This is a genomic window from Ruegeria sp. R14_0 (genome assembly GCF_017743975.1).
Taxonomy (GTDB): Bacteria; Pseudomonadota; Alphaproteobacteria; order Rhodobacterales; family Rhodobacteraceae; genus Ruegeria.
Genome location: NZ_JAGHRC010000003.1, coordinates 114469 through 139596, shown reverse-complemented (window position 1 = coordinate 139596; position 25128 = coordinate 114469). Strand labels below are relative to the sequence as shown.

The window sequence follows — 25128 nt, the reverse complement described above, 5'->3', positions numbered from 1 at the left end:
TACTCATCAGCAGTTTGGCACGTTTACCGCCAATCCGCCCAGAGACGTTTCTTTGTACTTCTCGTGCATATCGTGGCCGGTCTGGCGCATGGTCTCGATGACGGCGTCAAGAGGCACGAAATGCTGCCCGTCACCGCGCAGCGCAAGCGACGCTGCCGAGACCGCTTTGATCGCCGCCAGCCCGTTACGTTCGATGCAGGGGACCTGCACCAGGCCTTTGACCGGATCACAGGTCATGCCCAGATGGTGCTCAAGCGCGATCTCGGCCGCGTTTTCCACCTGCTCGGGCGTGCCGCCCATCACCGCGCACAGCCCAGCTGCCGCCATGGCAGAGGCGCTTCCGACCTCGGCCTGGCATCCCGCTTCGGCACCCGAGATCGAGGCGTTGTACTTGACCAACCCGCCGATGGCCGCAGCGGTCAGAAGAAAGTCTTCAATGTGGCTTTCCGATGCGCCCGGCACGTGGTCGAGGTAGTAGCGAAGGACTGCTGGCAGCGTGCCTGCCGCCCCGTTGGTGGGCGCGGTGACAACCTGACCGCCCGCTGCGTTTTCCTCATTCACGGCCATGGCGTACACGCTCATCCAGTCATTGATAGTGTGCGGCGCGTTCAGGTTCATGCCCCGCTCGGCCAGCAATGCGTCGTGGATACCCTTGGCACGGCGGCGAACGTTCAGACCTCCCGGCAGTATTCCGTCCGTTTTCAGTCCGCGTTCGATGCAGTTGTTCATGACCTCCCAGAGGCGGGCGGTGCCTTTGGCGAAACTGTCGGCGCAACCACGCGCGATCTCGTTCTCGCGCTTCATCTGAGCGATGCTTTTTCCGCTGGCCTTTGACATCTCCAGCATCTCGGCGGCCGAATGGAACGGGAAGGGCACGGACGGTCCGTCGTTTGTGGCTTTGCCCTCAGCCAGTTCTTCTTCTGTCAACACAAAGCCGCCGCCGACGGAATAGTAAACCTGCCGCAGAATCACGTCGCCTTGTGCGTCGGTGGCCATCAGGATCATCCCGTTTGCGTGGCCGGGCAGGTTGTGATCGTAGTCAAAGATCATGTCTGCCTTGGGGTCGAAGTGCAGCGTTGGCAGACCCTCGGGCGAGACCGAATGCGTTTCAGCAATGGCGGCCAGCGCAGCCTCGGCCTTGTCGTTGTCATAGGTGTCCGGCACGAAACCAGCCAGTCCCAGGATCGTGGCGCGGTCGGTCGCATGACCCACACCGGTAAACGCCAACGAGCCGTGCAGAGAAGCACGCAGGCCTGCAAACTCGAACGGCGAGGCACGCATCAGGTCCAGGAACCGCGCAGCGGCCACCATCGGCCCCATTGTGTGTGACGAAGACGGGCCGATGCCCACTTTGAACATATTGAAGACAGACAGAAACATATCAGGTAGCAGAGCCTTCTGGGGGGTTAGCGTAAGTCGGGCTGGTGAAGGGGGTGGCCCCCAAACCCTCGGCTGTCATAGCAGCCTGGGTTGCGGGACGGTCGTCGAGGCGCATCAGGATTGATTGCAGATGGGGCGTGTCCGCGAGTTTAAACCAAGTGCGATCGGCCCGGGCAGGATATAGGGCCACCCACCGTATCTGACAGGCCAGATAATAACTCAGAACCGAGGGGTGATCGTCGCTCAGCCAGTCGGGCGCAGTCGCCGCCAGATCATCCAGATTCCTAAGATGCTGACGCAGGCGCGGGCGGATGCCTTGCCGCAACGTGTCAGCCTGCGCTGCGTCGATGTACTTTTCGGCATAGAAAAGAATGCGCATGTCTGCGTGTAGGGTGTTGGACGCAAAAAACAGCCATTTCAAAAACGCGGCCCGGTCCGGGCTGTCAGGGGGCGGCGCAAGCTGTCCGTGCTTGTCGGCCAGCCACAAAAGGATCGCCGCGGTCTCAAAGATCGGCCCATTCGGCGTTTCCAGAACAGGTATCAAACCGTTGGGGTTCAGGGCCCGATACGCTTTGCCGTCCTGCTCGTTCTGGCGGCGGTCCACCAGGCGCGTTTCGTACGGCAAGCCCATCTCTTCCAACGCCAGTCTGATCACCAGCGAGGCATTGTCGGGGGCATAGTGAAGTGTATAGGGCGCGTTCATGCGCTGTATGTAAACACCAGCAGCAGAATCGTAAGCTTCGATTGCGACGTTTCCAATAGGAAACGCGTAGTTTTGCGACAGGCTCGACGTCGCGGTTGGTGAATTGACGCTCGCAGTCTGTCCGGACATTCCGTATAAATTCCGTAATACCAAGGGGGAATGCTGCAATGACCGGAGATATGTCGCCTATCGACAAGGCGAAATTCGCCGCTGCGTGCCGGGCTGCGGATATGGTCGAAAACGGGATGCGCGTGGGTCTTGGCACCGGGTCGACCGCCGCGTGGATGGTTCGACGATTGGGTGAGCGGGTTAAGCAGGAAGGGTTGCGGATTAAGGGAGTGCCGACCTCGACCCGTACTGCACAGCTGGCCCGGGAACTGGGGATTGAGGTTGTGTCGCTGGATCAGGCCGGGTGGCTGGACCTGACGATCGACGGGGCGGATGAGTTCGACGGAGAGCTGAACCTGATCAAAGGCGGCGGCGGTGCGCATCTGCAGGAAAAGATCGTTGCAACAGCCAGTGACCAGATGATCGTCATAGCCGACGCCGGAAAAGAGGTGGAAACGCTGGGCGCTTTCCCTCTGCCGGTCGAAGTGATCCCATTTGGCTGGCAAACCACGCGGACGCTGATCCAAGAGGCGCTGGATACGATGGACGTGCTGGGCAACTCTGCCGCGCTGCGCATGAACGGCGAGGCACCTTTCGTGACGGATGTAGGGAACCATATTCTGGACCTGCATCTGCAGCGCATCGGGAATGCACGGCAACTGGCGCTGGTATTGAATCAGGTACCGGGCGTGGTCGAGAATGGGTTGTTCATCGACATCTGTGACAAAGTTGTGATCGGCCACGGAGATGGCCGGGTCGAGCTGCGCGATATCAATGATGGAACACTCGAACTGGACCAACTGGTTGAGGGCGGCGAAAACCTGTTTTCGGACTTGGCGGATTGAGCGGCGCTGACGCCGAATTTAGAACCACCGGCGATTTTCGTCTGCTTTGTTTCCAAACCGATAAGGTAGGTCAAAGACCGCCCGGCTGCCGTTGAATTTGCTGGAACCCACCATATCTCGGCGATTGAATTCAGCGTTGCAGCAATTCCCGGTGCAAATTCGCAAGATCCAGAATGACCAGGACTATGTGATCACTCTGGACAGCAGCGCGAGATCGGGTACACCCCTAGCGACGCCGGTATGGCGGTTGCGGAAGTTTGGAAAAGGCAGGACAAATGAGCTTTGACTACGATCTTTTTGTCATCGGCGGAGGCTCGGGCGGGGTCCGTGCCGCGCGTGTGGCAGCTGGCGAGAACGGCGCAAAAGTGGCGCTGGCGGAAGAGGATCGCTATGGCGGCACCTGCGTCATTCGGGGGTGTGTTCCCAAAAAGCTGATGGTCTTTGCCAGTGAGTTCTCGGGCATGGTCGGTGATGCGCAGGCTTACGGCTGGGACATTCAGGCCGGCGCGCTGAGTTGGACCACGTTCCACGACAAACTGGTGACCGAGCTGGACAGGCTGGAAGGCATCTACCGCAATATTCTGAAGAACAACGGCGTCGAAAGCTTTGATCAGCGCGCAACAATCGTTGATCCGCACACGGTTGAGCTGGCCGATGGAACGCGCAAGACGGCCAAGCATATTCTCGTCGCGACAGGTGGTCGTCCGGTCATACCGCAATTCCCGGGGTCCGAACTTGCGATCACTTCGAACGAGATATTCCACCTGGACCAACTGCCGGAAAGCATTCTGATCGTCGGTGGTGGCTACATCGCCAGTGAATTCGCCGGGATCATGAACGGCATGGGAGTGAAGACCACTCAGTTCTACCGTGGAGCGCAGATTCTCCGTGGTTTCGACGAGGAAGCGCGCGGTCTGATCTGCGAAGAGATGCGCCAGAACGGCATCGATGTGCGTCTGGGCACCAACGTGCTTGAGATGACCAAAGAAGGCGACAAGATCCGCGTCAAAGCCACCGATGGCACTGAAGATCAATTCGACGTGGTCATGTTTGCAACCGGTCGGGTGCCCAATGCGGACAATCTGGGCCTCGAGGCGCTGGGCGTGGAACGTGGTCGCAAAGGTGAGATTGTCGTGGATGAATACAGCCAGACCGGCGTGCCCTCGATCTACGCCATCGGTGATGTGACCGACCGCGTGAACCTGACACCGGTCGCGATCCGTGAAGGCATGGCTTTTGTCGAAACTGTGTTCAAGGGTAACCCGACGCCCGTGGATCATGAGCTGATCCCAACGGCGATCTTTACGCAGCCGGAATTCGGAACGGTCGGCCTGAGCGAAGAGGAAGGCGCGGCGCAAGAGCCCATCGAGGTCTATGCAACCTCGTTCAAGCCCATGCAAAAAGCCTTTGCCGGAGGAACGCAGCGCGTTCTGATGAAGCTGATCGTCAGCCAGGCGACCCGTAAAGTACTGGGCTGCCACATTGTCGCGCCGGGTGCAGGCGAGATGATCCAGCTGGCTGGCATTGCCGTAAAGATGGGCGCGACCAAGGAAGATTTTGACCGCACGGTTGCCGTTCACCCGGTTATGGCCGAAGAACTGGTGACAATGCGGCAACCTGTTCGCACTGCTTGATTTGCAAGCAGGCGCACACAAGTTACAAGGGAACCCGTGATCACACGGTCCAACACAAGGGAATAGATACATATGGCGGGCAACAGCGGTGGCCCCTGGGGGGGCGGAGGCTCATCCGGTGGCGGAGGAAACAGAGGCAATAACGGCAACGGGCAACGCCCGCCCGAAGGCGATGGCCCGCAGATCCCCGAGATCGATGAGCTGATGAAGAAAGGCCAGGAACAGCTGCGCGTCCTGATGGGCGGTCGTGGCGGTTCAGGTCGTGGTGGCAGCGGCGGCGGTCAGGGTGGCGGTGGCCCTCTGTTCACCAAGGGCACCGTTCTGATCGGTGTTGTCGTAGCTGCAGTTTTGTGGGGCGCGGCCAGTTTTTACACAGTAAAGCCCGAAGAGCAGTCGGTTGAGCTGTTTCTGGGTGAGTTCTCCTCTGTTGGGAACCCAGGTCTGAACTTTGCGCCGTGGCCGTTTGTGACCGCCGAGGTCATCCCGGTGACCCGAGAACAAAATGAGGATATGGGAGGCGCGCGCGGCAGTGATGACGGGTTGATGCTGACCGGCGATGAAAACGTTGTCGACATCGACTATCAAGTCGTTTGGAACATCAACGATCCGGCCAAATACCTGTTCAACCTGCGCGACCCGCGTCAAACGATCCGAGCAGTCTCTGAATCGGCGATGCGAGAGATTATCGCACAAAGCGAACTGGCGCCGATCCTGAACCGGGACCGGGGGATCATCGCGGACCGCCTGCAAGAACTGATTCAGGCGACGATGGACAGTTATGATTCAGGGATCAACATTGTCCGCGTCAACTTTGACAAGGCGGACCCACCGCAGGACGTGATTGCCGCTTTCCGCGACGTTCAGGCCGCGGCGCAGGAACGTGACCGTTTGCAAAACGTGGCCGACGCATATGCCAACCGTGTGCTCGCCGAAGCGCGTGGTGAAGCGGCTCAGGTCCTTGAAGAGGCGGAAGCCTATCGTGCCCAGCAGATCAACGGCGCGCAGGGTGAGGCCAGCCGCTTTAGCGCGGTTCTGGAAGAATACTCCAAAGCACCGGACGTGACCCGTAAACGTCTGTATCTGGAACGGATGGAGCAGGTACTTGGAGACGTTGACAAAATTATCCTGGACGAAAACTCGACCGGTCAGGGGCAGGGGGTTGTTCCCTACCTGCCGCTGAACGAACTGCGCCGGAACCCGTCTGAGGAGAGCAACTGATGCGTAAGTCACCCATTATCTTAATCGTGCTGTTCATCCTCGCAGCCGCAGGCCTTTCCTCGATCTTTATCGTGGATGAACGTGAACGCGCGTTGGTTCTACAGTTTGGCCGCGTTGTGGCCGTGAAAGAAGAACCCGGTCTGGCGTTCAAAATTCCACTTATTCAAGAAGTGGTGCGATACGACGACCGTATCCTGTCGATCGACGTGCAGCCGCTGGAAGTGACGCCGCTGGATGACCGTCGTTTGGTTGTCGACGCCTTCGCACGCTACCGGATTTCTGATCTGAACCGCTTCCGTCAGGCCGTTGGTGTCGGTGGTATCCCGGTTGCCGAAGATCGTCTGGACCGCATCCTGCGTGCCGAAACCCGCGAAGTTCTGGGTTCGGTTTCGTCCCGCGATATCCTCAGCTCGGACCGTGCGGCTCTGATGCTGCGTATCCGGAACAGCGCGATTGCCGAAGCGCAAGCGCTGGGCGTAAACGTGATCGACGTGCGTCTGAAGGCAACCGATCTGCCACAGGCCAACCTCGAAGCAACCTTCGACCGGATGAAAGCAGAACGGGAACGCGAGGCAACCGACGAGCGCGCCCGTGGTAACGAAGCAGCGCAGCGTGTACGCGCGCAAGCCGACCGTACTGTGGTCGAGCTGGTTTCAGACGCCAACCGCGAGGCCGAGATCATCCGCGGTGAGGCTGACGCCGAGCGCAACGCGATCTTTGCCGAAGCCTATGGTGCGGACCCTGAGTTCTTTGAATTCTACCGCTCGCTCAGCGCGTATGAAAACGCGTTGCGGGGCGGGAACAGCTCGATGGTGTTGAGCCCGGATTCCGAGTTCTTCAACTATCTGAAGTCGCCCACCGGGCAAGCGACCCAGTAATGGGTATGATCCTTCTGGCCTTCGGGCTGGTACTGATTGTCGAGGGGCTGGCCTATGCGCTGGCCCCTTCGCTTATCGAACGTATGCTCGAGGCGCTGCGATCCATTCCCGAACAGGCGCGGCGGTTGGCGGGATTGCTGTGCGTGGTCAGCGGTCTGGTGCTGCTTTGGGGTGCATATCAAGTCGGGTTTTGATGGCATGGCCTCAATTGCTGGTGAATTCCCCGCGATCCCGAGTTGCGGGCTTGGCCAAACTGACTACATTGGTTGCTAAGAAGGGCTGCCCAAGGGCGGTTTAAAAGGCTTTTTGACAAGGAGTTCCCAAGTGCAGGCACAAGCACGCAGTATTTCGGTCCGGCAGGACGAGGGGGTTGGTTTCATGCGGCTGATGTGGCTGGTGTTTGCGGGGATGATGCTTGTTCTTGCGCAAACCGTAACGGCGCATGCGCGGGGCGAAAGCCTGGCGCCTCTGGCCGAACAGATCAGCCCGGCGGTGGTTAACATCACCACTTCAACCCTGATCGAAGGTCAGACCGGTCCGCAGGGCATTGTCCCCGAAGGTTCACCGTTCGAAGACTTCTTTCGCGAGTTTCAGGATCGCAATAACGGCGACGACGGCAACCGCCCGCGCCGCAGCAACGCCTTGGGCTCGGGGTTCGTGATCTCCGAGGACGGTTATATCGTCACCAACAATCACGTCATCGCTGAAGCTGATGAAATTCTGATCGAATTCTTCCCCGGCGATGGGCAGCCCGTGAAAGAGCTGCCTGCAAAGGTGATCGGTACCGATGACAAGACAGACATCGCCCTGCTCAAGGTCGAGGCCTCGGGCCCGCTGCAATATGTCACGTTCGGCGACAGTGACGTTGCGCGGGTTGGCGACTGGGTGATTGCGATGGGCAACCCGCTGGGGCAGGGCTTCTCGGTTTCGGCCGGGATCGTATCGGCCCGCAACCGCGCACTGAGCGGGTCTTACGATGACTACATCCAGACCGACGCGGCGATCAACCGAGGCAACTCGGGTGGTCCGCTGTTCAACATGGATGGTGAGGTGATTGGTGTGAACACCGCGATCCTGTCCCCCAACGGTGGCTCGATCGGGATCGGTTTCTCGATGGCGTCGAACGTTGTGGTCAAAGTGGTCGACCAACTGCGTGAGTTCGGTGAAACCCGCCGCGGCTGGCTGGGTGTGCGCATTCAGGACGTGACCGAGGACATGGCAGAGGCGATGGGACTGGACAAACCCGGTGGCGCATTGATCAGCGATGTCCCGGACGGACCGGCCAAGGATGCTGGTCTACTGGCCGGCGATGTGATCCTTAGCTTTGATGGGGTCGATGTCGAAGATACCCGCGGTCTGGTGCGTCAGGTGGGGGAAACCACCGTTGGCAAATCCGTCCGTGTCGTTGTGCATCGCGACGGTGGCACGCAGACCGTACTGGTAACGCTGGGACGCCGTGAGGATGCCGAGCGCGCCGATGAAGGGGACGAGGAAACGTCGGAAGCCCCTACGGAAGAGAATGCCGATATTCTGGGTCTGTCGATCTCACCCCTGACTGACACTCTGCGCACCGATCTTGGCCTGGAAGAGGACGCCGAGGGTCTGGTCGTGACCGAAGTGGACGAGGCGTCGGAAGCGTTCGCCAAGGGTCTTCGCGCCGGTGATCTGATCACCGAGGCGGGTCAGCAGAAGGTTACGTCAATTGCCGACCTTGAGGCGCGCATGGAAGAGGCCCGCGAGGCGGGACGCAAATCCTTGCTGCTGCTTGTGCGCCGCGGCGGTGATCCCCGGTTTGTGGCGTTGAGCCTGGGCGAGTAACGCACCATAGCAAATCAACTGAACAGGCCGGGGCATATGCTCCGGCCTTTTCGGTTTTCTACCCCCAAAAAGCAGGTGAGCCACACGCCGGGGAGGCGCATGGCTCTGGTACAGGGAGAGGCCAGTGGACAGATATCGGGGATGATTCTCTGGCCTCCTACGGTAACAGTTATGACCATAGCTTTTTCAGCGCGGCACGTATGTGAAGGAGGTCACAACCTCAGATCAGGTCGGACTCGGCCAACTCTTTCAAGGCGCTAAAGTCCTGAATCATCAATCCACCGCGGGACGCTTCGACAACTTTGTCGCGTTTCCATGTGGAGATTGTCTTTGATACGGCTTCGCGCGTTGCGCCGACAAACTCGGCTAATTCGCTTTGGGACAGAGTAATGCGCGTCGCAGGGTCATCCTGAAGGGCGGAAAGGTGCAACAGTTTTCGCGCCAACCGAATCGGCATAGGCAAGAAAACCTGCTCGTTCAGTTGCGAGCCCATCCAACGCATGCGCAAACCTGCCAGCCGGATTATGTCGACGGCGAGGTCTGGGTGCTGGCTGATCTGGTCCATCACATCGCTGCGTCTTACGCGCAGAACCCGCGATGGCTCGGCAGCCGCAATCGTGGCTGTGCGCGGTCCACTGTCGAACAATGCGATCTCGCCGAACACTTCGCCCGGTTTCATCAGGGTCAACGACAGTTTGCGTCCGCTCATCGCCAAGAACGAAACCTCAAGCGTGCCCTCGGAGATCGCATATAGCGCGTCGCCTTCATCCCCTTGTTCGAACAGAACCTGACCTTGTTCCAGTGAAATCTCGGTCGCCAGGGCAGACAGCATCGCCCTAAGACGATCCGATGCCTCGGACAGAAATCCGCTGTTGGGTAGAGCCGTCATGAGAGTCGTGGTGCTCCGGCGTCAGGTGTTGAGTGGTGACTCAATGTTCCATAGCCGGACGATTATGCCAAGTTTTTTATCAACTTGTCTGATCCGGGCACCATATTGCGACTAAATTCATAGCAATCGTATGAGATGAGTGCGTGTGGCGCGGCTCGCCTAGTTTTGGTCCGGGTCGTCCATATAGCGTTGCAGCATGCTGAACTGAATCATCAGAAATGCCATCAGTGCGATCGGGAAGGCGAAGGTTTCGATTTTGACCCACAAGTCGGTCGACATTGTGCGCCATACGAATTCATTGGCAATCGCCAGAACCGCAAAACAACCGCACAGGCGCCGGGTCAGGATCATCCAGCCTTCGTGTCGCATGGGCAGCATCTCTTCAAGGACATAGGCGAGATAGGATTTGCCCTGCAGCAGGCCGATTCCGAGAATGACCGAGAAAAAGCCGTAGACCAGTGTGGTTTTCATCTTGAAAAAGCGTTCGTCGTTGAACCAGGCGGTCAGGCCGCCGAAGAAAATGACCATAAATGCGGTAAAGATCTGCATTCGGCTCAGTTTGCCGGTCAGGTACCAAAGGATGCCCATTGCGGCCAGCATCAGCGGTACGAAGATGATGGTTGCAACGATAAAGCCGGAATACTCGACTCCGCCAAACAGGAAGGTGTCATCGCGCAGGCGCAAGTAGATGAAGAAGAAGGCCAGTGGTGGGCCAAGCTCCAGCGCCTGTTTGAGAAAGGGGTTGATATCTTTTTTCTCTGCCATGATTCCGACCTGCTGCTTACCCGCCCATTTCAACTATTACCGCGCCCAATGCAATCAATGCCATTAGCGCGATCCGCCGGGGTCCGACGGTTTCTTTCAGTACCAGCCAACCGATCAGGGCCGCAAACACCGTTGATGTCTCGCGCAAGACCGCCGCTTCGCCGACCTTGTCCAGACGCGTGGCCAGCATGATGGCTCCGAAAGACATAGGAGCGATGATGCCTCCGACCAAGCCCCGCACCATGAGGGGGCCGATTGCGGGGCGGTTGACCATCGCGCGCCATCTGAGGAAGGCGTAGAAGGGCATGGCCGCGCCATCAATCATGAAGAACCACGCCAGAAAGGTGAACGGGTCGGCTGTGGCGCGGATGCCATAGGCGTCATAGGTGGTATAGAGCGCAACAAAGAGGCCGGTGGAGACAGCCAACACCAAAGCAATGCCCAGCGTATCCCGATTGGTTTCCAGAAAGCGGAAATTGTACGCCGCCAGCCCGAAGATGCCAGCCAACAGGACGAGGACGCCGAACCATTGCATGCCGGTAAAGGTTTCACCGAACAGCAGGTAGGCTCCGATAACTGTGAACAGCGGGCCGGTGCCGCGCACGACGGGGTACACGACCGTGTAGGAGCCCTTGGTATAGGCCATGGCCTGCAGGGTTTTGTAGGCGATGTGGATCAGCCAGACGACGGCAAAGATCGGCCACATATAGGGCTCGGGCCAGGGGACGACGAAAAAGGCGAAAGGGGCGGCCATCAGGCAATAGCTGGCGTCGATCGCCCCACGCGACAGCCATGGATCATGGCGGCCTTTTTGCAGCGCGCCGAAGACCGCGTGCAGGAAAGCGGCCGAAAGGGCCAGCCCAAGGGCCAGCCGGTGTCCGGCTTCGGTGCCTTCGAGAGAGATCAGCCAGTCGCTCAAGTGTCAGTCTTCTTGCTGGGTTGAAAAGCTGGGGGTTTTCCACCCCCAGACCCCCGGAGGATATTTGGGGCCAGATGAAGGTGCGGATCAGCCTTGGTCCAGGCCGGTGAGGGCGGCGGCGAACTCTTCAGGATCGAAAGGGGCGAGGTCGTCAATTTGTTCGCCAACACCGATGGCGTGGATGGGGAGGCCAAACTTGTCGGCAAGCGCAACCAGGACGCCGCCCTTGGCGGTGCCGTCCAGCTTGGTCATCACAAGGCCCGAGACGTCGGCCAGATTGCGGAAGGTCTCAACCTGGCTCAGCGCGTTCTGGCCGGTCGTTGCATCAAGCACCAGCAGCGTGTTGTGCGGGGCGGTGTCATCGACCTTGCGGATGACACGAACGATTTTGGCCAGTTCCTCCATCAGGTCGGCCCGGTTTTGCAGGCGGCCGGCGGTGTCGATCATCAGCAGGTCCGCACCGTCTTGCTGCGCGCGTGTCAGGGCGTCAAAGGCCAACGAGGCCGGGTCGGATCCTTCGGGTGCGGTCAGTACGGGTACGCCGGCGCGGTCGCCCCAGACCTGCAGCTGTTCCACGGCGGCAGCACGGAACGTGTCACCAGCGGCGATCACGACCTTTTTGCCAGCAGCTTTGAACTGGCTGGCCAGTTTGCCGATGGTCGTTGTCTTGCCGGACCCATTCACTCCGACGACCAGAACGACCTGTGGGCGTTTGGGGTAGATTGGCAACGGCTTGGCGACAGGGTCCATGACGCGGGTAACTTCCTGGGCCAGCAATTGCTTGATCTCTTGGGTCGAGAGCTTTCGGCCCAGCCGTCCTTCGGCCATGTTCGAGGTGACGCGCAGAGCAGTATCGACGCCCATATCTGAGGCGATCAGCAACTCTTCCAGCTGTTCAAGCATATCGTCGTCCAAGGTGCGGCGTACGACTGCTTTGGCCTCGCTACCGCCGAACAGGCGCCCCAGCATGCCCTTGGACGGCGCCGCTTCGGGCGGGGGCGGGGCGGGAGTTGGATCAACCGGCATGGGTTCGGGTGTTTCTACCGGTTGCGGCGCAGGTTCCGGGGCCGGTGTTTCCGGCGCGGGCTGCGGAACTTCGGGGACAGGTTCGGGCTGCGGCTCCGGTTCGGGGATAATGGGGTCAGGAGAGGTTGTCTCCTCACCCCCGTCTTCGACAATGGCGTCGAGCCCCTTTTCGAGGCGGGACGAGGATTTGAACAGCTTGTCCTTGAGCTTTGAGAAAAACGCCATTTTTTGGTCTCCGCAGGTGTTCCCCTCACCTAATGCGGATTTGCGGCAGTTGCAAAGGGTCAGAGGAACGCAATCAGCAGCCCCGCTTGGGCACCCCAGTAGAGGATCCAGATCATGTAGGGGGTAAAGCGCAATGCGGGATGATCTTTGGGCAGTAGGAACTTTTCCGTGGCCAGGATCAAGTCTGAGGCGATGAAGGCCAAGGCGGCAGGTAGGGCCCATCGCAACGCGCCAGTCTCGGGCAGGGCGAGGACCGTGACGCCCATACCAAGAATGATGGGGATATAGGCCAGCACTGGCCCTTTGAGATCACCGGCGCGCGGGGCAAGCAGGGTTGCGGCCACGATGCCAAGTATGATCAGCGACCAGAAATAGCCGGGTTTGTTGAGGATCAAGGTGGCATCACTGGCCGGATGGGTCAGGAACAAGGCGATATAGGCCAGATGGCCCGCTGCGAATGCTCCGATCCCGGCCATAAAGGTCGATTCCGTCTCGCGCGAGAGCAAGGCATCACCCAGGGCGCACAGGGCCAGAGCCAGGGTGAGGAGTATCGGCGCTCCGCTTAGCAACGCGACCAATGCCAGTAGCGCGACGGAGGCTGTTTTGAACGTAGATCTCACAGCGCTGGTGGGTCGGGGTGACAGTGGCAAATAGACCATGGCACTTACGGCAGCGATCCAGAAAAAGACGGTTGTCATCCAGGTTCTCCGATGTTTTTCGCAACAACTTCACAGGGATCGCAGGAATAACTCAACCGGTGACGTTAAGGCATCCCCGCGATGGTGGCGCGGCTCAGGCGCATCTGACAGAATGATGCCATGCTGATGCGACTTGCGATTCTTTTGACATTGTCCGCGAAAACGGCGGTCGCACAACCTGCGTTGTCCGGGTCCGAATTCGACAGCTACACCCAGGGCAAAACGCTGTTCTATGGCTTTCAGGGAGAGGTCTACGGAGTCGAGCGGTATTTGCCGAACCGGCGCGTCATCTGGTCGTTCCTGGATGGCAATTGCAAAGAGGGTCTCTGGTATGAGCAGGGTGAACAAATCTGTTTCATCTACGAAGACCGGCTTGATCCTCAGTGTTGGGTTTTCACCCAGTCCGACCGGGGCCTTATCGCGCAGTTCGAGGGCGACGCGGACACGACTGAGTTGTACGAGGCCGAGGATATCAATGAAGAAATGGTCTGCCTTGGCCCCGAGGTTGGTGTCTGAACCCGCGACTGCTTAGAACAACGATCCTTGATCGGGCGCATCGGGCTTGGCCGGTTTCTTGGCGGCGGGTCGTGCGGGCGAGGATTGGCCTGTCTTGATCAGGCCGTCCGCGAACTCGATCTCGAACGCGCTGTGTTTTGAGGCCTGTTCCCTGGTGGTCAGAACCTGACCATCTGCCCGCACCACGGCGTATCCGCGATGCAGCGTTGCTTTGTAGCTAAGCGTTTCCCGCAGGCGGTCGGCTGCGTCCAGCTGTTGCCGCATCCGATCCAAACGTGTGGTCTGAGCCGTGTTCAGTCGGTCGGTCAACCTGTTGATATTCTGCCGCTGTTGCTCGATCTCGCGCTGGATCGGTCGCAGGGAAAGGCGAGAGGACAGGTTGCGCAGGGCTTCGTTTCTGGACGAGACAAGATTGCGCAAAGTGGACGGGCGCAGATGGGCCGACAATTCCACCACTTGGAGACGCCGGTTCTGCACGCCGCGATTGAGCGCGGGTGCAAGTCGATCTGCAATCAAATCAAGCCGTTGCCGGGGGGTGTTCAACAAGCTGTCGGGGCGCGGCAGCGCGCGGGAGAGGTCGCGGAGACGCTGCGAACGTCGTTGGACCGCGTCGGTTGCGGCACGGGACAGACGCGCGCCTTGCTCACCGGTCCAGGCCAGCAGTTCCATCCGAACTGGCACCGCCAGTTCGGCGGCAGCGGTTGGCGTTGGTGCACGGCGGTCCGAGACAAAGTCGATCAGGGTTGTATCGGTTTCGTGCCCCACGGCAGAAATCAGCGGGATGTCCGACGCAGCGGTGGCACGCGCTACGACTTCCTCGTTGAACCCCCAGAGGTCTTCGATCGAGCCGCCACCGCGCGCGACTATGATCAGATCGGGGCGGGGCAACGCGCCGCCCGGGGTCAGTTTGTTGAACCCTTCAATCGCGCGCGCGACTTCCGGTGCGCAGTTTGCACCTTGGACGGCGACGGGCCAGATCAGAACCTTTCGAGGGAATCGGTCCCGCAGTCGGTGCAGGATGTCACGGATCACCGCGCCAGAAGGCGAGGTCACAACGCCTATGATCTGCGGAAGGTAGGGAAGTGGCTTTTTGCGCTCGGGTGCAAACAGACCTTCAGCCTCAAGCTGCTTCTTGCGCTTCTCCAACAACGCCATCAGCGCGCCTTGGCCGGCAACGGCGACCTCATCGACGTTCAGGTTGTATTTGGACTGCGCACAAAAGGCCGTCAGGCGGCCGGTGACAACGACCTCAAGCCCTTCTTCCGGCACCACGGACAGGCCCGAGATCTGGCCCTTCCACGTGGTGCAGGCCAGCACGTTCCGATCATCCTTGATGTCGTAGTACAGGTGGCCGGAGCGAGCTTTGAACACCCGGCCAACCTCGCCGCGCACACGGATTCGCCCGAACGTGCCTTCAAGCGTGCGTTTCACCTCGCCCGAGATGTCCGAAACGGTGTATTCAGGGGTGTTTTGGCCCGGGATCGGGTCATCTAGCAGGTCGGACATTTCAGCGCCTTGTGTCAAATGCCTGCCCAGCTTAGAACGCCCGGAAGGCGAGGCCAAGCAGATCGGAGACCTTCATGAACATCCTTATTCTCGGCAGCGGCGGGCGCGAACACAGCCTCGCCTGGGCGGTGATGCAAAACCCCAAATGTGACCGCCTGATCGTAGCGCCGGGAAATGCTGGGATCGCCCAGATCGCGGACTGCGCGGCACTGGATATCGAGAACGGCGGCGCAGTCGTCAGCTTTGCCGAGGAAAACGCGATTGATTTCGTGATCGTTGGTCCCGAAGCGCCGCTGGCCGCTGGGGTTGCGGACCGTCTTCGCGAAGCAGGTGTGCTGGTCTTCGGCCCGTCCGCGGCTGCGGCGCAGTTGGAAGCCTCGAAAAGCTTCACCAAGGAAATCTGTGATGCGTCTAAAGCGCCGACCGCGGCTTATGCCCGGTTCACCGACGCAGAGCCCGCTAAGGACTACATCCGTGCTCAGGGCGCACCGATTGTGGTCAAAGCCGATGGTCTGGCCGCCGGCAAGGGCGTGATCGTCGCAATGGATGAGCAGACCGCGCTGGACGCCATCGACGACATGTTCGGTGGCGCGTTCGGTGGCGCGGGTGCTGAGGTTGTCATCGAAGAGTTTATGGAAGGCGAAGAGGCGTCTTTGTTCGTGCTGTGCGATGGTGAGGACATCCTGTCCATCGGCACCGCTCAGGATCACAAGCGCGTCGGAGAAGGCGATACGGGTCTGAACACCGGCGGCATGGGCGCGTATTCCCCGGCACCGGTCTTGGGCGCCGAGATCGAAGCCCGCGCAATGGAAGAGATCGTGCGTCCGACCATGGCCGAGATGAAGCGCCGTGGGATGCCGTTTCAGGGCGTGTTGTACGCAGGCTTGATGATCAAGGATGATCAGCCAAGGTTGGTGGAATACAACGTCCGTTTTGGGGACCCAGAGTGCCAGGTTCTGATGATGCGGCTTGGGGCACAGGTACTGGACCTTCTGCACGCCGCTGCAGAGGGTCGGTTGAGCGAAACGCAGGTGAACTGGGCCGATGATCACGCGATGACCGTTGTGATGGCGGCGCAGGGCTATCCGGGATCTTACGAAAAAGGGACCGCAATCAAGGGTTTGGATGGGCTGCCTGAAGACAGCAGCAACATGGTTTTTCACGCCGGAACCAAAGCCGTTGAAGGGCAAGTACAAGCCGCAGGAGGGCGCGTGTTGAACGTGACTGCGCGTGGCGAGACTTTGCAGGACGCACGGGATCGGGCTTATGCGATGGTTGAGGGCGTGGATTGGCCCGAGGGCTTTTATCGTCGTGATATCGGCTGGCGGGCACTTTGAGCGAATGAAAGGGAAGGGGGCTTTGCCCCCTCGGCCTTGCGGCCTCACCCCCAGGATATTTTTGGCCAGATGAAGAGGCGGATCAGCAGTTCAGTGCGCGCTTTAGGCTTTTGGGGCCTGTGAAGGAAGCGAGATCGGTTTTGGTCCAGCCATTCTGATAAGAGACGCTGATGATGCGGGTCCAAGTGGCGTTGGCAAGGATCAGTTCCGGTGTGCCGTTGCAGTTGCGCAGACCGCCAGAGATAAAATCCTCTCCAATACGGTGATTGGTGAGATTGGGCAAAGACGCGATTTCGGTCAGTGTGCCGTCTGCAAAACGCCAAATGCGCAGGGTTTTGGCCAGATGCGGGCGGTCGATATAGGCAATCTCGACACTGCCGTCACTGTCCATATCTGCGGCGCCAATCGGCGCGAGCCAGCGGAAGCGGGTGCCAATGTGGGGCGTGGCGGCGATTTTTTCACCACGGGAGTCGTAGATTGCCAATTGTGCGCCTTCGTGAACGCTGGATTCGACGACGATGACTTCGTCTGTGCCATCTAGGTCGACATCGACAAGACGCGGTTCGAGGTCTTCGAAGACCCGATCAGGTGGCAGTTTGATCGTTATTGTTGAATACTTGTTCCTTGGCTGGTCCGATAATGTTCCAGTTGCGGCGTTGGACGTTTTGATTTCCAGCGCACCATATTCGATGTCGTCGCCCAAGACGCCATGAGCGTACCGAGCGGTTGGTTCGGTGAACCGGGCACTTACGGCAGTGTCGGCAGTTGCCGGAGCCACTCCGGCCAGCCAAGTGCACAACTTCAAGGCCGCGCCGCGTGCCCAACAGCGCCAGAGGCGGGCGGGCAGGCGCGGCGCTTTGATTGGCATCAGATCTGTTTTTCCGGCATTTGAACGACCAGACCGTCCAGCTCGTCTGTGACCTTGATCTGGCAGGTCAGGCGCGAGCGGGCCGGATCGGGCTCAAAGGCAAAGTCCAGCATGTCCTCTTCCATGTCGTCCTTGGCCGGGATTTTTTCGACCCAGTCGGGGTGGATATAGACATGGCAGGTCGAACAGGCACATGCGCCGCCGCAGTCGGCCTCGATGCCTGGGATGTTGTTGTCACGGGCTCCTTCCATGACGGTCAGGCCGTTGGCGACGTCGACTGTATGTTCGGTACCGCCGTGCTCGACATAGGTGATCTTTGCCATTGCGTGCGTCTTCCTCTTTCGCTTGTCGAATTCTTCCTTAGTGAAGGCATTTAAGTCTTTCCAGTATCATTTGCGACTCGTCGCGCCGCCTCTGGACTTTCCTTACGTATGTTCTATTTTTGTTCTCATGATTGTGTTGCCTGCTCGCACTGTGGCCTCAAACCGAGACTGGCCGCGCCCGCCCGCCTGTCTGCCTGCAAATCGGTTGAACGAACCGCTTGAGGGGCACAGGGTGGCGGTTGCGGGGCTGGTGATCCTGCGGCAGAGGCCAGGGACGGCCAAGGGCGTGATCTTTATCACGCTTGAGGATGAGACCGGCATCGTGAACGTGGTGGTCTGGCGTAAGATCTACGAACAATTCCGCCGCGCGGTGATTTCAGGGCGGCTGCTGCGGGTCACGGGCCGGATGCAACGGGCGCATTCGGTGACCCATGTCATCGCGGAAGAGATCGAGGATATCTCGGGCATGCTGGATGTGCTGGTGCGGGGGGAGGCCGTGTAAGTTGGCAAAAAAGACGCGCAAAATGTCGAATATTCGAATTTAAAGGGGTCACTACAGAAACTGATGGACATAAGGCGTTAAGATTGATGAGCATTGAGCACCGAAATCGGTCCGAGGATTCACATGGCAAACTATTCTTATATAGGTTACTCGCCTGACGTCATATCGGTGACGTTTTTTGGTTTTGGTACAGTCACGCTGTCACCAACCTACGACCCCAGCACAGACCGGCGCGTATTCAATGTTGAAGACCAACCCGGGCCACCACCGCTTATCAACGGTGCCCCTGACAATGGTACAGATTTCAATGGCGACCGTTTCAACGACGAAGTTGGGGATGACCTGACGCAACAAGGTCTTGTTACTGATCTGGATGGCAATCCCATTTCCGGCCTTACCGAAAATGGGAACATCTATCTTGAAGAGTCCTATGCGCTTTCAGACCCCGATGGCGGTACAATCACCGTATACAGGGTTGAAGTGGACGGCGTTCTTGCAGGTTATATCACCTCTGAACCGTTGGTGCCGGGGGTTGCTTACGACTCTAGCACGTCAAATGTGACACCGGGCAATGCGCCCGACACGACTGATCCGGATGCAATCGTCGACGTCCCTTGTTTCGCTAAGGGCACATTGATCGGGACGCCGTCCGGTGAAAAGGCTGTTGAAACGCTTGAGGTTGGCGATCTGGTAATGACCGCTGAGGGGCAGGCCAAGTCGATCAAATGGATCGGATCAAGGCTGGTCGATGTCTCACGTGCTGACAAAAGTCATCTGAAGCCAGTTAGAATTGCCAAAGGGGCATTGGGCCAAGGATTACCAACATCCGACCTTTATGTGTCGCCAAACCACCGGATACTTGTTTCTGCCGCCGGGCTGGAATTGCTTTTTGAGGATGCAGACGTTCTGGTACCTGCGAAGTTCCTGTTAGACCTGCCTGGGATTGAGGTTGCCTCGGATTCTTGCAGTGTCGTTTACTACCACTTTATTTTCGACAAACATGAGATTGTGGTGTCAAACGGCGCGTTTGCGGAAAGTCTGTTTCCAGGGGATATCGCATTGAAAGGCATGGCGCATGAAGCGCACAAGGAACTCGCTGAAATCTTCCCAGGCGTTTTTGAAAGCTTGTCGTTGGGGTACGGACCAACGGCTGCAAAGGTTCTCAGAAAATACGAAGCAGAGATTCTGATTTCGAACTATATGCAGTAGGTGGATTAATTCGTTTCACCGCCTAAACAATATCCCCTGCGCCTGCTTGTCCCGATGATCGCCGCGCAACTCTGCGTGTAGCGCTCGACCTGCCTGAACGCCGGGACGGGCGCTGACTGTTTCAAGCCACCGAGTGAAATGCGGTTTGTCATCTAAAACTTGTTGCTGACCTTCCCACAGACTGGCCCAGCCCCAGATCGACATATCTGCGATCGAGTAGAAATCGCCGGCGACGTATTCGTTCTCGGCCAGTCTCCGATCCAGAACGCCGTACAGACGCCCGACCTCGGTCCGGTAGCGATCCTTGGCATAGGGTAGGTCCTGCGGTGGTTCGAGGTTCGGGGCGTATTTGAGGAAATGGTGTGCCTGACCCGCCATCGGGCCAACGCCGCCCATCTGCCACATCAGCCATTCCTCGACAGCGATCCGGTCACGCTCGGTTTCGCCGTAGAAACGGCCGGTTTTTCGCGCGAGGTACATCAGGATCGCACCGCTTTCAAACACCGAGATCGGTTTGCCGTCGGGGCCGTCAGGGTCAACGATGGCGGGCATGCGGTTGTTGGGGGCGATCTTCAGGAACTCGGGGTCGAACTGATCGCCTTTGCCGATATTGATCAGGTGAGTTGTGTAAGGCAGTTCCATCTCTTCCAGCGCGATGGATGCCTTCCAGCCGTTCGGCGTGGGCCAGAAATACAAGTCGATCATGGTGTCTCCTCAGGTTGAAGAGATCATGAGGCATTCTGCGCAAACGGCAAGAGGTCGTTGGGGCGGGGCAGCGCAAAAAGCCGTGACCAACGGCGGGCGGACTGATCCGGGACCCCGCTGCGCAGGATTGGCAGGCTCAGCCGGTCATGCTGGCGCAGCAGGGCGTCATAGACACGCAGAACACCCGGCCGTGTATAGCTGGACCAGTGGCAAATGCGGCGCTGCGGATCGCCGATTGGAAACACCACGCGAGACAGGTGATCCAGCGTGTCATTGCAATCAAGCTGCAGGGTCACTGCGTTCGGTGCCATAAGGCCGAGACCGATGCTGCGATCCCCTGGTGTGGGCGGTTGGATCAGCCATTCATACATGAAATCGAACAGGTCGTTCTCGCGGCTGGTCACGTTGATAAGCTCGGCCTGACGACCAGCAGGTGTTTCAAGCGCGCTAAGCGTACGGCTTTGGTAGGCGGCACCAGTCATCGAGATAATGCGGTTCAACGATCCCGGCGGAATGTGGTGCAGCGCTTCCAGCGCCAGTTCCGTGCCCATTGAATGGCCGATGAAGTGGATCGGTCGCGTTGGATTGAGGCGGCGCAGATACCGGATCAGATCCGCAAGCGCACGGCCGGCTTCTACCGCGCGGCGGCGCGCGGCCCACAAGGGCCCTTGGGCATCCCAGCCAAAGGCAATGCCCAGACCTTCATCCTCGAAGCCGGATCCAAAGCCCAGCTGTTGCGGCCAGCTGGGGCAGTGCCAAGGCATCGGTGTCGGGTGCAGGGCCAGGATATGCCGGTGCGGGCAGGCCTTGTCGGCTTCGGGGCGGTATTTGTAACCGTGGGTCATGATAATGACCGGCCCTTGGGTGTCGCGGGTTTGTCGCAGAATACTGCGGGGCGATCGCGGGCTGCGGTGCAGGGCGACTGTGTCACCTTTGGCATTGATCCTGACGACTGGCATAGCGGTGCCTCACACAAGATGTTGTGGTGTCGATTTCGCATAACGCTATGACGCTTTGGTGAAAGGACGGTTACAGATCCGTGACGTTGCCCTTGTCAGGGTTGACGAGTTCGCAAGTGCGGCGTAAACGCCACAACACCACGTGGCGATTTGTTACCGGATTGCGGGCCACGCTAAACACAACCGCTAAAAGGTCAGGATGAAAGGCCCCTTTCGCTTGACCGCGTCTGGGGTTTTTTTGATGCCCTTGCCAGGCAAGGGTCGAGAGGAATGAGATGAGCGAGAGCTGGAACAAACGCACCCAAGCCGTCCATGGCGGCACCCGTCGCAGCCAATACAATGAGGTCAGCGAAGCGATTTTTCTGACCCAGGGCTTTGTCTACGAAAATGCCGAGCAGGCTGAGGCGCGGTTCATTGAGACTGGCCCGGACGAGTTCATCTATGCCCGCTATGGCAACCCGACCGTATCGATGTTTGAGCAGCGCATCGCAGCGCTGGAAGGGGGCGAGGACGCGTTTGCAACCGCCTCTGGCATGGCCGCGGTGAATGCGGCGCTGACCTCGATGCTGAAAGCGGGCGACCATGTGGTGTCCGCCAAGGCGTTGTTCGGCTCGTGCCTTTACATCCTTGAAAACATCCTGACGCGCTTTGGTGTCGAGGTGACTTTTGTCGATGGAACCGATCTGGATGCTTGGCAGGCGGCGATCCGTCCCGACACCAAGGCTGTGTTCTTCGAATCCATGTCGAACCCCACGCTTGAGGTCATCGACATCTCTGCTGTGGCTAAACTGGCCCACGCGGTCGGCGCGTTGGTAATCGTAGACAATGTGTTTTCGACCCCTGTCTTTTCGCGCGCGATCGAGCAGGGAGCGGACGTGGTTGTGTACTCGGCCACCAAGCATATCGACGGGCAGGGACGTGCCTTGGGCGGAGTGATCATCGGCACCAAGGATTTCATCCGCGGCACGGTTGAACCTTACCTGAAGCACACCGGCGGTGCGCTAAGTCCGTTCAATGCTTGGGTGATGTTGAAGGGGCTGGAGACGATGTCGCTGCGCGTCAATGCGCAGGCCGAGACGGCGCAGACCATTGCCGAGGCGCTTGAGGGTCATCCGGCGCTAGAACGCACGCTTTATCCGGGCCTGAAAACCCATACGCAGAATGCACTGGTGCAATCCCAGCTGGGCGGCAAGGGTGGTACAGTCCTGTCGCTGGACATCAAGGGCGGCAAGGAAGGGGCGTTTGCGTTCCTGAACGCGCTGACGATCCCGGTGATCTCGAACAATCTGGGGGATGCCAAGTCGATCGCGACCCATCCGGCCACGACAACGCACCAGCGTCTGAGCGACGACCAGAAAGACGAGTTGGGCATCACGCCCGGCCTGATCCGTTTCTCTGTCGGGCTGGAAGATGCAGGCGATCTGCTGAAAGATATCGAGAACGCGCTCGAGATATCTCAGAAGTAGTCAAAAGCGCCCCGCGGCTCGGGCCTGCGGGGCGCTGATTTTGAGCCCGGATGTCGAACCTATGCTCTCATCGCAGATGAAAGAGACGCCGGGCTGTTCGCAATGTGAAACTAGGGTGTTGTCGTGAATCCCGAGCGGTCGAAACGCCAATTGAGGGCTGGTCCCTCGTGATGGAACACGACGTTCACGGAGGCCACCGGGCCGCCCATCCCAAGCAAGGTATTGTCTTCACTGATAAGCTTTGGGGAAATTCACTCGCATCCCGTGAACCCGCAGCTGCGGATGCTATTGTGTTTGCGACTGCAGGCACCCGCGCCCAACCAAGGCCGCGTTCCGCTGAAAAATGACGGTTTCACGCAGAATTTTTCAATCCGATCCGGTATCTTGTGCGTATCCGGGAGGACTGGAAAATAACGCGAACCTGCTATATCTCTGCGTCGACAAAAGGAACCCTTGCGTATGAACGTATATCCCCGTGACCTTGACAACAGTCCTGACCGTGATGAAGCAGAGGCAGCGCTGAACGTCCTGCGGCGATGGGCGTCATCCGCGACCGAGGCAGAGATCAGCCAGCTTGACCCGGCGGTTGCGCGTCTGATCCCTGGAATGGTGCCGGTGAATTATCCGTCTCTGTCACGTACATTCCCCGAGGATTTCAAAGTTGATGAGGCTTACAAGGCCTCGCTGCCGGATCTGCAAAATGGTCCGTCCAGCCTGATCCGGGGGGCCAAGCAACAGATTCAGCACGTCGGTATTTCGAATTTCCGCCTGCCGATCCGCTTCCACCGCAAGCACGGTGAAGACGTGATGCTGGAAACATCGGTCACCGGAACGGTCAGCCTCGAAGCCGAGAAGAAGGGCATTAACATGTCCCGGATCATGCGGTCTTTTTACAGGCATGCCGAACGCACCTTTAGTTTTGAGGTGATGGAGGCCGCGCTGGACGACTACATGTCCGATCTCGACAGCTTTGATGCGCGGATTCAGATGCGCTTTGCCTACCCGGACAAGGTCCAGAGCCTGCGCTCTGGTCTGGAAGGGTATCAATACTATGACATCGCGCTGGAACTGGTGGAACAGAACGGTGTGCGCCAGAAGATCATGCATCTGGACTATGTCTATTCGTCGACGTGCCCCTGTTCACTTGAGCTGAGCGAGCATGCGCGCGCGACCCGTGGGCAACTGGCGACACCGCATTCGCAGCGCTCGGTTGCGCGAATTTCGGTCGTGGTCGATTGCGACGCCGATTGCCTGTGGTTCGAGGATCTGATCGCCATTTGCCGCCGCGCGGTGCCCACCGAGACGCAGGTTATGGTCAAGCGTGAAGACGAGCAGGCGTTTGCAGAACTGAATGCCGCCAACCCGATCTTCGTCGAAGATGCGGCCCGGTCGTTCTGCGCTGAGCTTTTGGCCGATCATCACGTAGGCGACTTCCGTGTCATCGCAAGCCATCAGGAAAGCCTTCACAGCCACGATGCTGTGTCGGTTCTGACCGAAGGACCGACCTTTGTGTCCTCTAGCATCGATCCTCGACTGTTCACCACGCTGTTCCACGTCGGCTGATCGCTCAGATCGCGGGCAGAAAAGTCTCAGAATTAGACAAAAGGCGGTTTTCCGCCGCAGCGCAGCAGAAAATGCTGCGCTAGCACTGTTGTTCGCGTTACACTGCCATGGAATGCAGCCGTGGCAGGCGTGCTTCTGTTCGTGTGTCTGTCACTCTTAAAGGAAGCTGAGACGTGCAACGCTCAGGACTGCGTGACTGCTTGAGCCGCCCGAGATTTCGGGACGGGCAGGACCCTTCACTCTTTTGCAGGCTGCATCGCTTTCAGAGGAGAACTAACGAATGAATCCGATTTCCCAACCGCTGGAATTTCAGGCTGCGGCCATTCGAATGGCCGGCTATGCGGTTAGCAACCAAATGAAAATTATGCAGATTTTGACCCGTTCAGCGATGGAGTTGCCGTTCGTATCCGTCAGCGCACTGCACGCGTCTGCATCTGCTCCGGCCCAGGTTGCACCATCGGCAAAACCGGCCCCCAATGCCAAGCCGGTCGCAAAGACAAAACCAGCAGTCGTCGCCAAGCCCAAGCCTGCCGCCCGGCGGAAAACAGCGGCAAAGCCCAAGGTCGAATCACCCAAACCCACAGCGCCCAAAACCGCGCCGGTGACCACCAAAACGGCAGAGGTGGCAAAGAAACCCGCCGCACAACCCGCCGTGGCCAAGAAACAACCCGCAGCCAAGCCTGCAGCGGTTGCAAAACCGAAACCCGTCGCCAGAAAAGCGCCGACACCAAAACCGACAGCAGTCGCCAAACCTAAACAAGCGGCTGCAACAACTGCGGCGCCCAAGTCTGCTGCGACAGCGGCGAAACCACAGGTCGCGACACAGGCCGAGGCTCCGAAGGCGCCGGCCAAGGCTCCTGCAAAACGTGCCGCGCCCAAGCCGGTTGCGGCTAAGACGGCGGCGCCCAAACCTGTTGCGTCGAAACCCGCTCCGGCCAAACCCGCTCCGGCCAAAACCGCAGCGGCGGAACCTGCGGCACAACCCGCACCGGCGCGTCGGACCCGTGCGCCGTCCAAGCCGCCGGCAATGCCTGCGTCCGGAGCCAAAACCGAAGGGTAAAGCACGAC

At 59.0% G+C, this 25128-nt stretch carries 25 protein-coding genes and 1 riboswitch; of the genes, 12 read left to right on the top strand and 13 right to left on the bottom strand.

Features of this window, described 5'->3' with window-relative positions; translation table 11 throughout:
- Window positions 1–6 precede the first annotated feature (6 nt).
- Both J7416_RS10425 and J7416_RS10420 read right to left on the bottom strand, forming a co-directional pair.
- Window positions 7–1380, bottom strand: coding sequence for an L-serine ammonia-lyase (locus tag J7416_RS10425; RefSeq protein WP_209224712.1), 1374 nt, complete (start codon window positions 1378–1380; stop codon window positions 7–9).
- 1 nt (window position 1381) lies between these two features.
- Complete coding sequence (locus J7416_RS10420; RefSeq protein WP_209225073.1) at window positions 1382–2083, bottom strand: glutathione S-transferase family protein; 702 nt, start codon at window positions 2081–2083, stop codon at window positions 1382–1384.
- A gap of 167 nt (window positions 2084–2250) precedes the next feature.
- Here J7416_RS10420 and rpiA point away from each other — a divergent pair, with 167 nt between their 5' ends.
- The 6 genes from rpiA to J7416_RS10390 all read left to right on the top strand — a co-directional run bounded on the left by rpiA (window position 2251) and on the right by J7416_RS10390 (window position 8584).
- Window positions 2251–3036: a ribose-5-phosphate isomerase RpiA gene (rpiA, locus tag J7416_RS10415; protein WP_209224711.1), complete on the top strand. Its 786-nt coding sequence runs from the start codon at window positions 2251–2253 to the stop codon at window positions 3034–3036.
- 275 nt (window positions 3037–3311) lie between these two features.
- Window positions 3312–4670 carry a glutathione-disulfide reductase gene (gor, locus tag J7416_RS10410; RefSeq protein WP_209224710.1) on the top strand — a complete coding sequence of 453 codons (1359 nt, stop codon included), beginning with the start codon at window positions 3312–3314 and terminating at the stop codon, window positions 4668–4670.
- 72 nt (window positions 4671–4742) lie between these two features.
- Window positions 4743–5888 (top strand): FtsH protease activity modulator HflK, encoded by a 1146-nt coding sequence (gene hflK, locus J7416_RS10405; RefSeq protein ID WP_209224709.1) that lies wholly within the window; start codon window positions 4743–4745, stop codon window positions 5886–5888.
- The gene (hflC, locus tag J7416_RS10400) at window positions 5888–6766 is read left to right on the top strand and encodes a protease modulator HflC (RefSeq protein ID WP_209224708.1); all 879 of its coding nucleotides are present in this window, start codon (window positions 5888–5890) and stop codon (window positions 6764–6766) included. The genes hflK and hflC overlap by 1 nt, the downstream gene beginning before the upstream one ends.
- On the top strand, window positions 6766–6960 hold the full coding sequence (locus tag J7416_RS10395) for a DUF2065 domain-containing protein (RefSeq protein ID WP_170464297.1): 195 nt from the start codon (window positions 6766–6768) through the stop codon (window positions 6958–6960). The genes hflC and J7416_RS10395 overlap by 1 nt, the downstream gene beginning before the upstream one ends.
- A gap of 184 nt (window positions 6961–7144) precedes the next feature.
- Complete coding sequence (locus J7416_RS10390; protein ID WP_247744256.1) at window positions 7145–8584, top strand: Do family serine endopeptidase; 1440 nt, start codon at window positions 7145–7147, stop codon at window positions 8582–8584.
- Window positions 8585–8804: 220 nt separating this feature from the next.
- Here the strand turns inward: J7416_RS10390 and J7416_RS10385 are convergent, their stop codons facing one another.
- The 5 genes from J7416_RS10385 to J7416_RS10365 form a co-directional block, all read right to left on the bottom strand.
- Window positions 8805–9473 (bottom strand): Crp/Fnr family transcriptional regulator, encoded by a 669-nt coding sequence (locus J7416_RS10385; protein WP_209224706.1) that lies wholly within the window; start codon window positions 9471–9473, stop codon window positions 8805–8807.
- A 159-nt stretch (window positions 9474–9632) separates the two neighbouring features.
- The gene (locus tag J7416_RS10380; RefSeq protein ID WP_209224705.1) at window positions 9633–10238 is read right to left on the bottom strand and encodes an inner membrane-spanning protein YciB; all 606 of its coding nucleotides are present in this window, start codon (window positions 10236–10238) and stop codon (window positions 9633–9635) included.
- 16 nt (window positions 10239–10254) lie between these two features.
- Complete coding sequence (locus J7416_RS10375) at window positions 10255–11157, bottom strand: EamA family transporter (protein ID WP_209224704.1); 903 nt, start codon at window positions 11155–11157, stop codon at window positions 10255–10257.
- Between the two features lie 87 nt (window positions 11158–11244).
- Window positions 11245–12408: a signal recognition particle-docking protein FtsY gene (gene ftsY, locus J7416_RS10370; protein ID WP_209224703.1), complete on the bottom strand. Its 1164-nt coding sequence runs from the start codon at window positions 12406–12408 to the stop codon at window positions 11245–11247.
- Window positions 12409–12467: 59 nt separating this feature from the next.
- Window positions 12468–13106 (bottom strand): lysoplasmalogenase, encoded by a 639-nt coding sequence (locus tag J7416_RS10365; RefSeq protein ID WP_209224702.1) that lies wholly within the window; start codon window positions 13104–13106, stop codon window positions 12468–12470.
- 126 nt (window positions 13107–13232) lie between these two features.
- Here J7416_RS10365 and J7416_RS10360 point away from each other — a divergent pair, with 126 nt between their 5' ends.
- Window positions 13233–13622, top strand: a complete 390-nt coding sequence (locus J7416_RS10360; protein ID WP_209225072.1) for a hypothetical protein — start codon at window positions 13233–13235, stop codon at window positions 13620–13622.
- Between the two features lie 12 nt (window positions 13623–13634).
- On the opposite strand, the gene xseA is transcribed toward J7416_RS10360, so the two are convergent.
- On the bottom strand, window positions 13635–15128 hold the full coding sequence (gene xseA, locus J7416_RS10355) for an exodeoxyribonuclease VII large subunit (protein WP_209224701.1): 1494 nt from the start codon (window positions 15126–15128) through the stop codon (window positions 13635–13637).
- A 74-nt stretch (window positions 15129–15202) separates the two neighbouring features.
- Between xseA and purD the strand changes: the two genes are divergently transcribed.
- A complete protein-coding gene (gene purD, locus J7416_RS10350) occupies window positions 15203–16465 on the top strand; it encodes a phosphoribosylamine--glycine ligase (protein WP_209224700.1) in 1263 nt (420 codons plus the stop codon).
- A gap of 82 nt (window positions 16466–16547) precedes the next feature.
- Here the strand turns inward: purD and J7416_RS10345 are convergent, their stop codons facing one another.
- Together J7416_RS10345 and J7416_RS10340 are read right to left on the bottom strand one after the other, a co-directional pair.
- Entirely contained in the window at window positions 16548–17333 is a 786-nt protein-coding gene (locus J7416_RS10345; protein ID WP_209224699.1) for a VCBS repeat-containing protein, read from the bottom strand.
- Complete coding sequence (locus J7416_RS10340) at window positions 17333–17656, bottom strand: 2Fe-2S iron-sulfur cluster-binding protein (protein WP_170464288.1); 324 nt, start codon at window positions 17654–17656, stop codon at window positions 17333–17335. Before J7416_RS10340 ends, J7416_RS10345 begins: the two co-directional genes overlap by 1 nt.
- Before the next feature lie 127 nt (window positions 17657–17783).
- Between J7416_RS10340 and J7416_RS10335 the strand changes: the two genes are divergently transcribed.
- A complete protein-coding gene (locus J7416_RS10335) occupies window positions 17784–18158 on the top strand; it encodes an OB-fold nucleic acid binding domain-containing protein (protein ID WP_209224698.1) in 375 nt (124 codons plus the stop codon).
- Between the two features lie 123 nt (window positions 18159–18281).
- A complete protein-coding gene (locus J7416_RS10330; protein ID WP_209224697.1) occupies window positions 18282–19367 on the top strand; it encodes a Hint domain-containing protein in 1086 nt (361 codons plus the stop codon).
- Window positions 19368–19382: 15 nt separating this feature from the next.
- On the opposite strand, the gene J7416_RS10325 is transcribed toward J7416_RS10330, so the two are convergent.
- Together J7416_RS10325 and J7416_RS10320 are read right to left on the bottom strand one after the other, a co-directional pair.
- A complete protein-coding gene (locus tag J7416_RS10325; protein ID WP_209224696.1) occupies window positions 19383–20072 on the bottom strand; it encodes a glutathione S-transferase N-terminal domain-containing protein in 690 nt (229 codons plus the stop codon).
- A 23-nt stretch (window positions 20073–20095) separates the two neighbouring features.
- A complete protein-coding gene (locus J7416_RS10320; protein WP_209224695.1) occupies window positions 20096–21031 on the bottom strand; it encodes an alpha/beta hydrolase in 936 nt (311 codons plus the stop codon).
- Between the two features lie 132 nt (window positions 21032–21163).
- Window positions 21164–21241: riboswitch (SAM riboswitch) on the top strand.
- A gap of 65 nt (window positions 21242–21306) precedes the next feature.
- Between J7416_RS10320 and metZ the strand changes: the two genes are divergently transcribed.
- Both metZ and folE2 read left to right on the top strand, forming a co-directional pair.
- Window positions 21307–22497 (top strand): O-succinylhomoserine sulfhydrylase, encoded by a 1191-nt coding sequence (metZ, locus tag J7416_RS10315; RefSeq protein WP_209224694.1) that lies wholly within the window; start codon window positions 21307–21309, stop codon window positions 22495–22497.
- 459 nt (window positions 22498–22956) lie between these two features.
- Complete coding sequence (gene folE2, locus J7416_RS10310; RefSeq protein WP_209224693.1) at window positions 22957–24060, top strand: GTP cyclohydrolase FolE2; 1104 nt, start codon at window positions 22957–22959, stop codon at window positions 24058–24060.
- 336 nt (window positions 24061–24396) lie between these two features.
- Here the strand turns inward: folE2 and J7416_RS10305 are convergent, their stop codons facing one another.
- Window positions 24397–25125 carry a hypothetical protein gene (locus tag J7416_RS10305; protein WP_209224692.1) on the bottom strand — a complete coding sequence of 243 codons (729 nt, stop codon included), beginning with the start codon at window positions 25123–25125 and terminating at the stop codon, window positions 24397–24399.
- Between the last annotated feature and the right edge of the window lie 3 nt (window positions 25126–25128).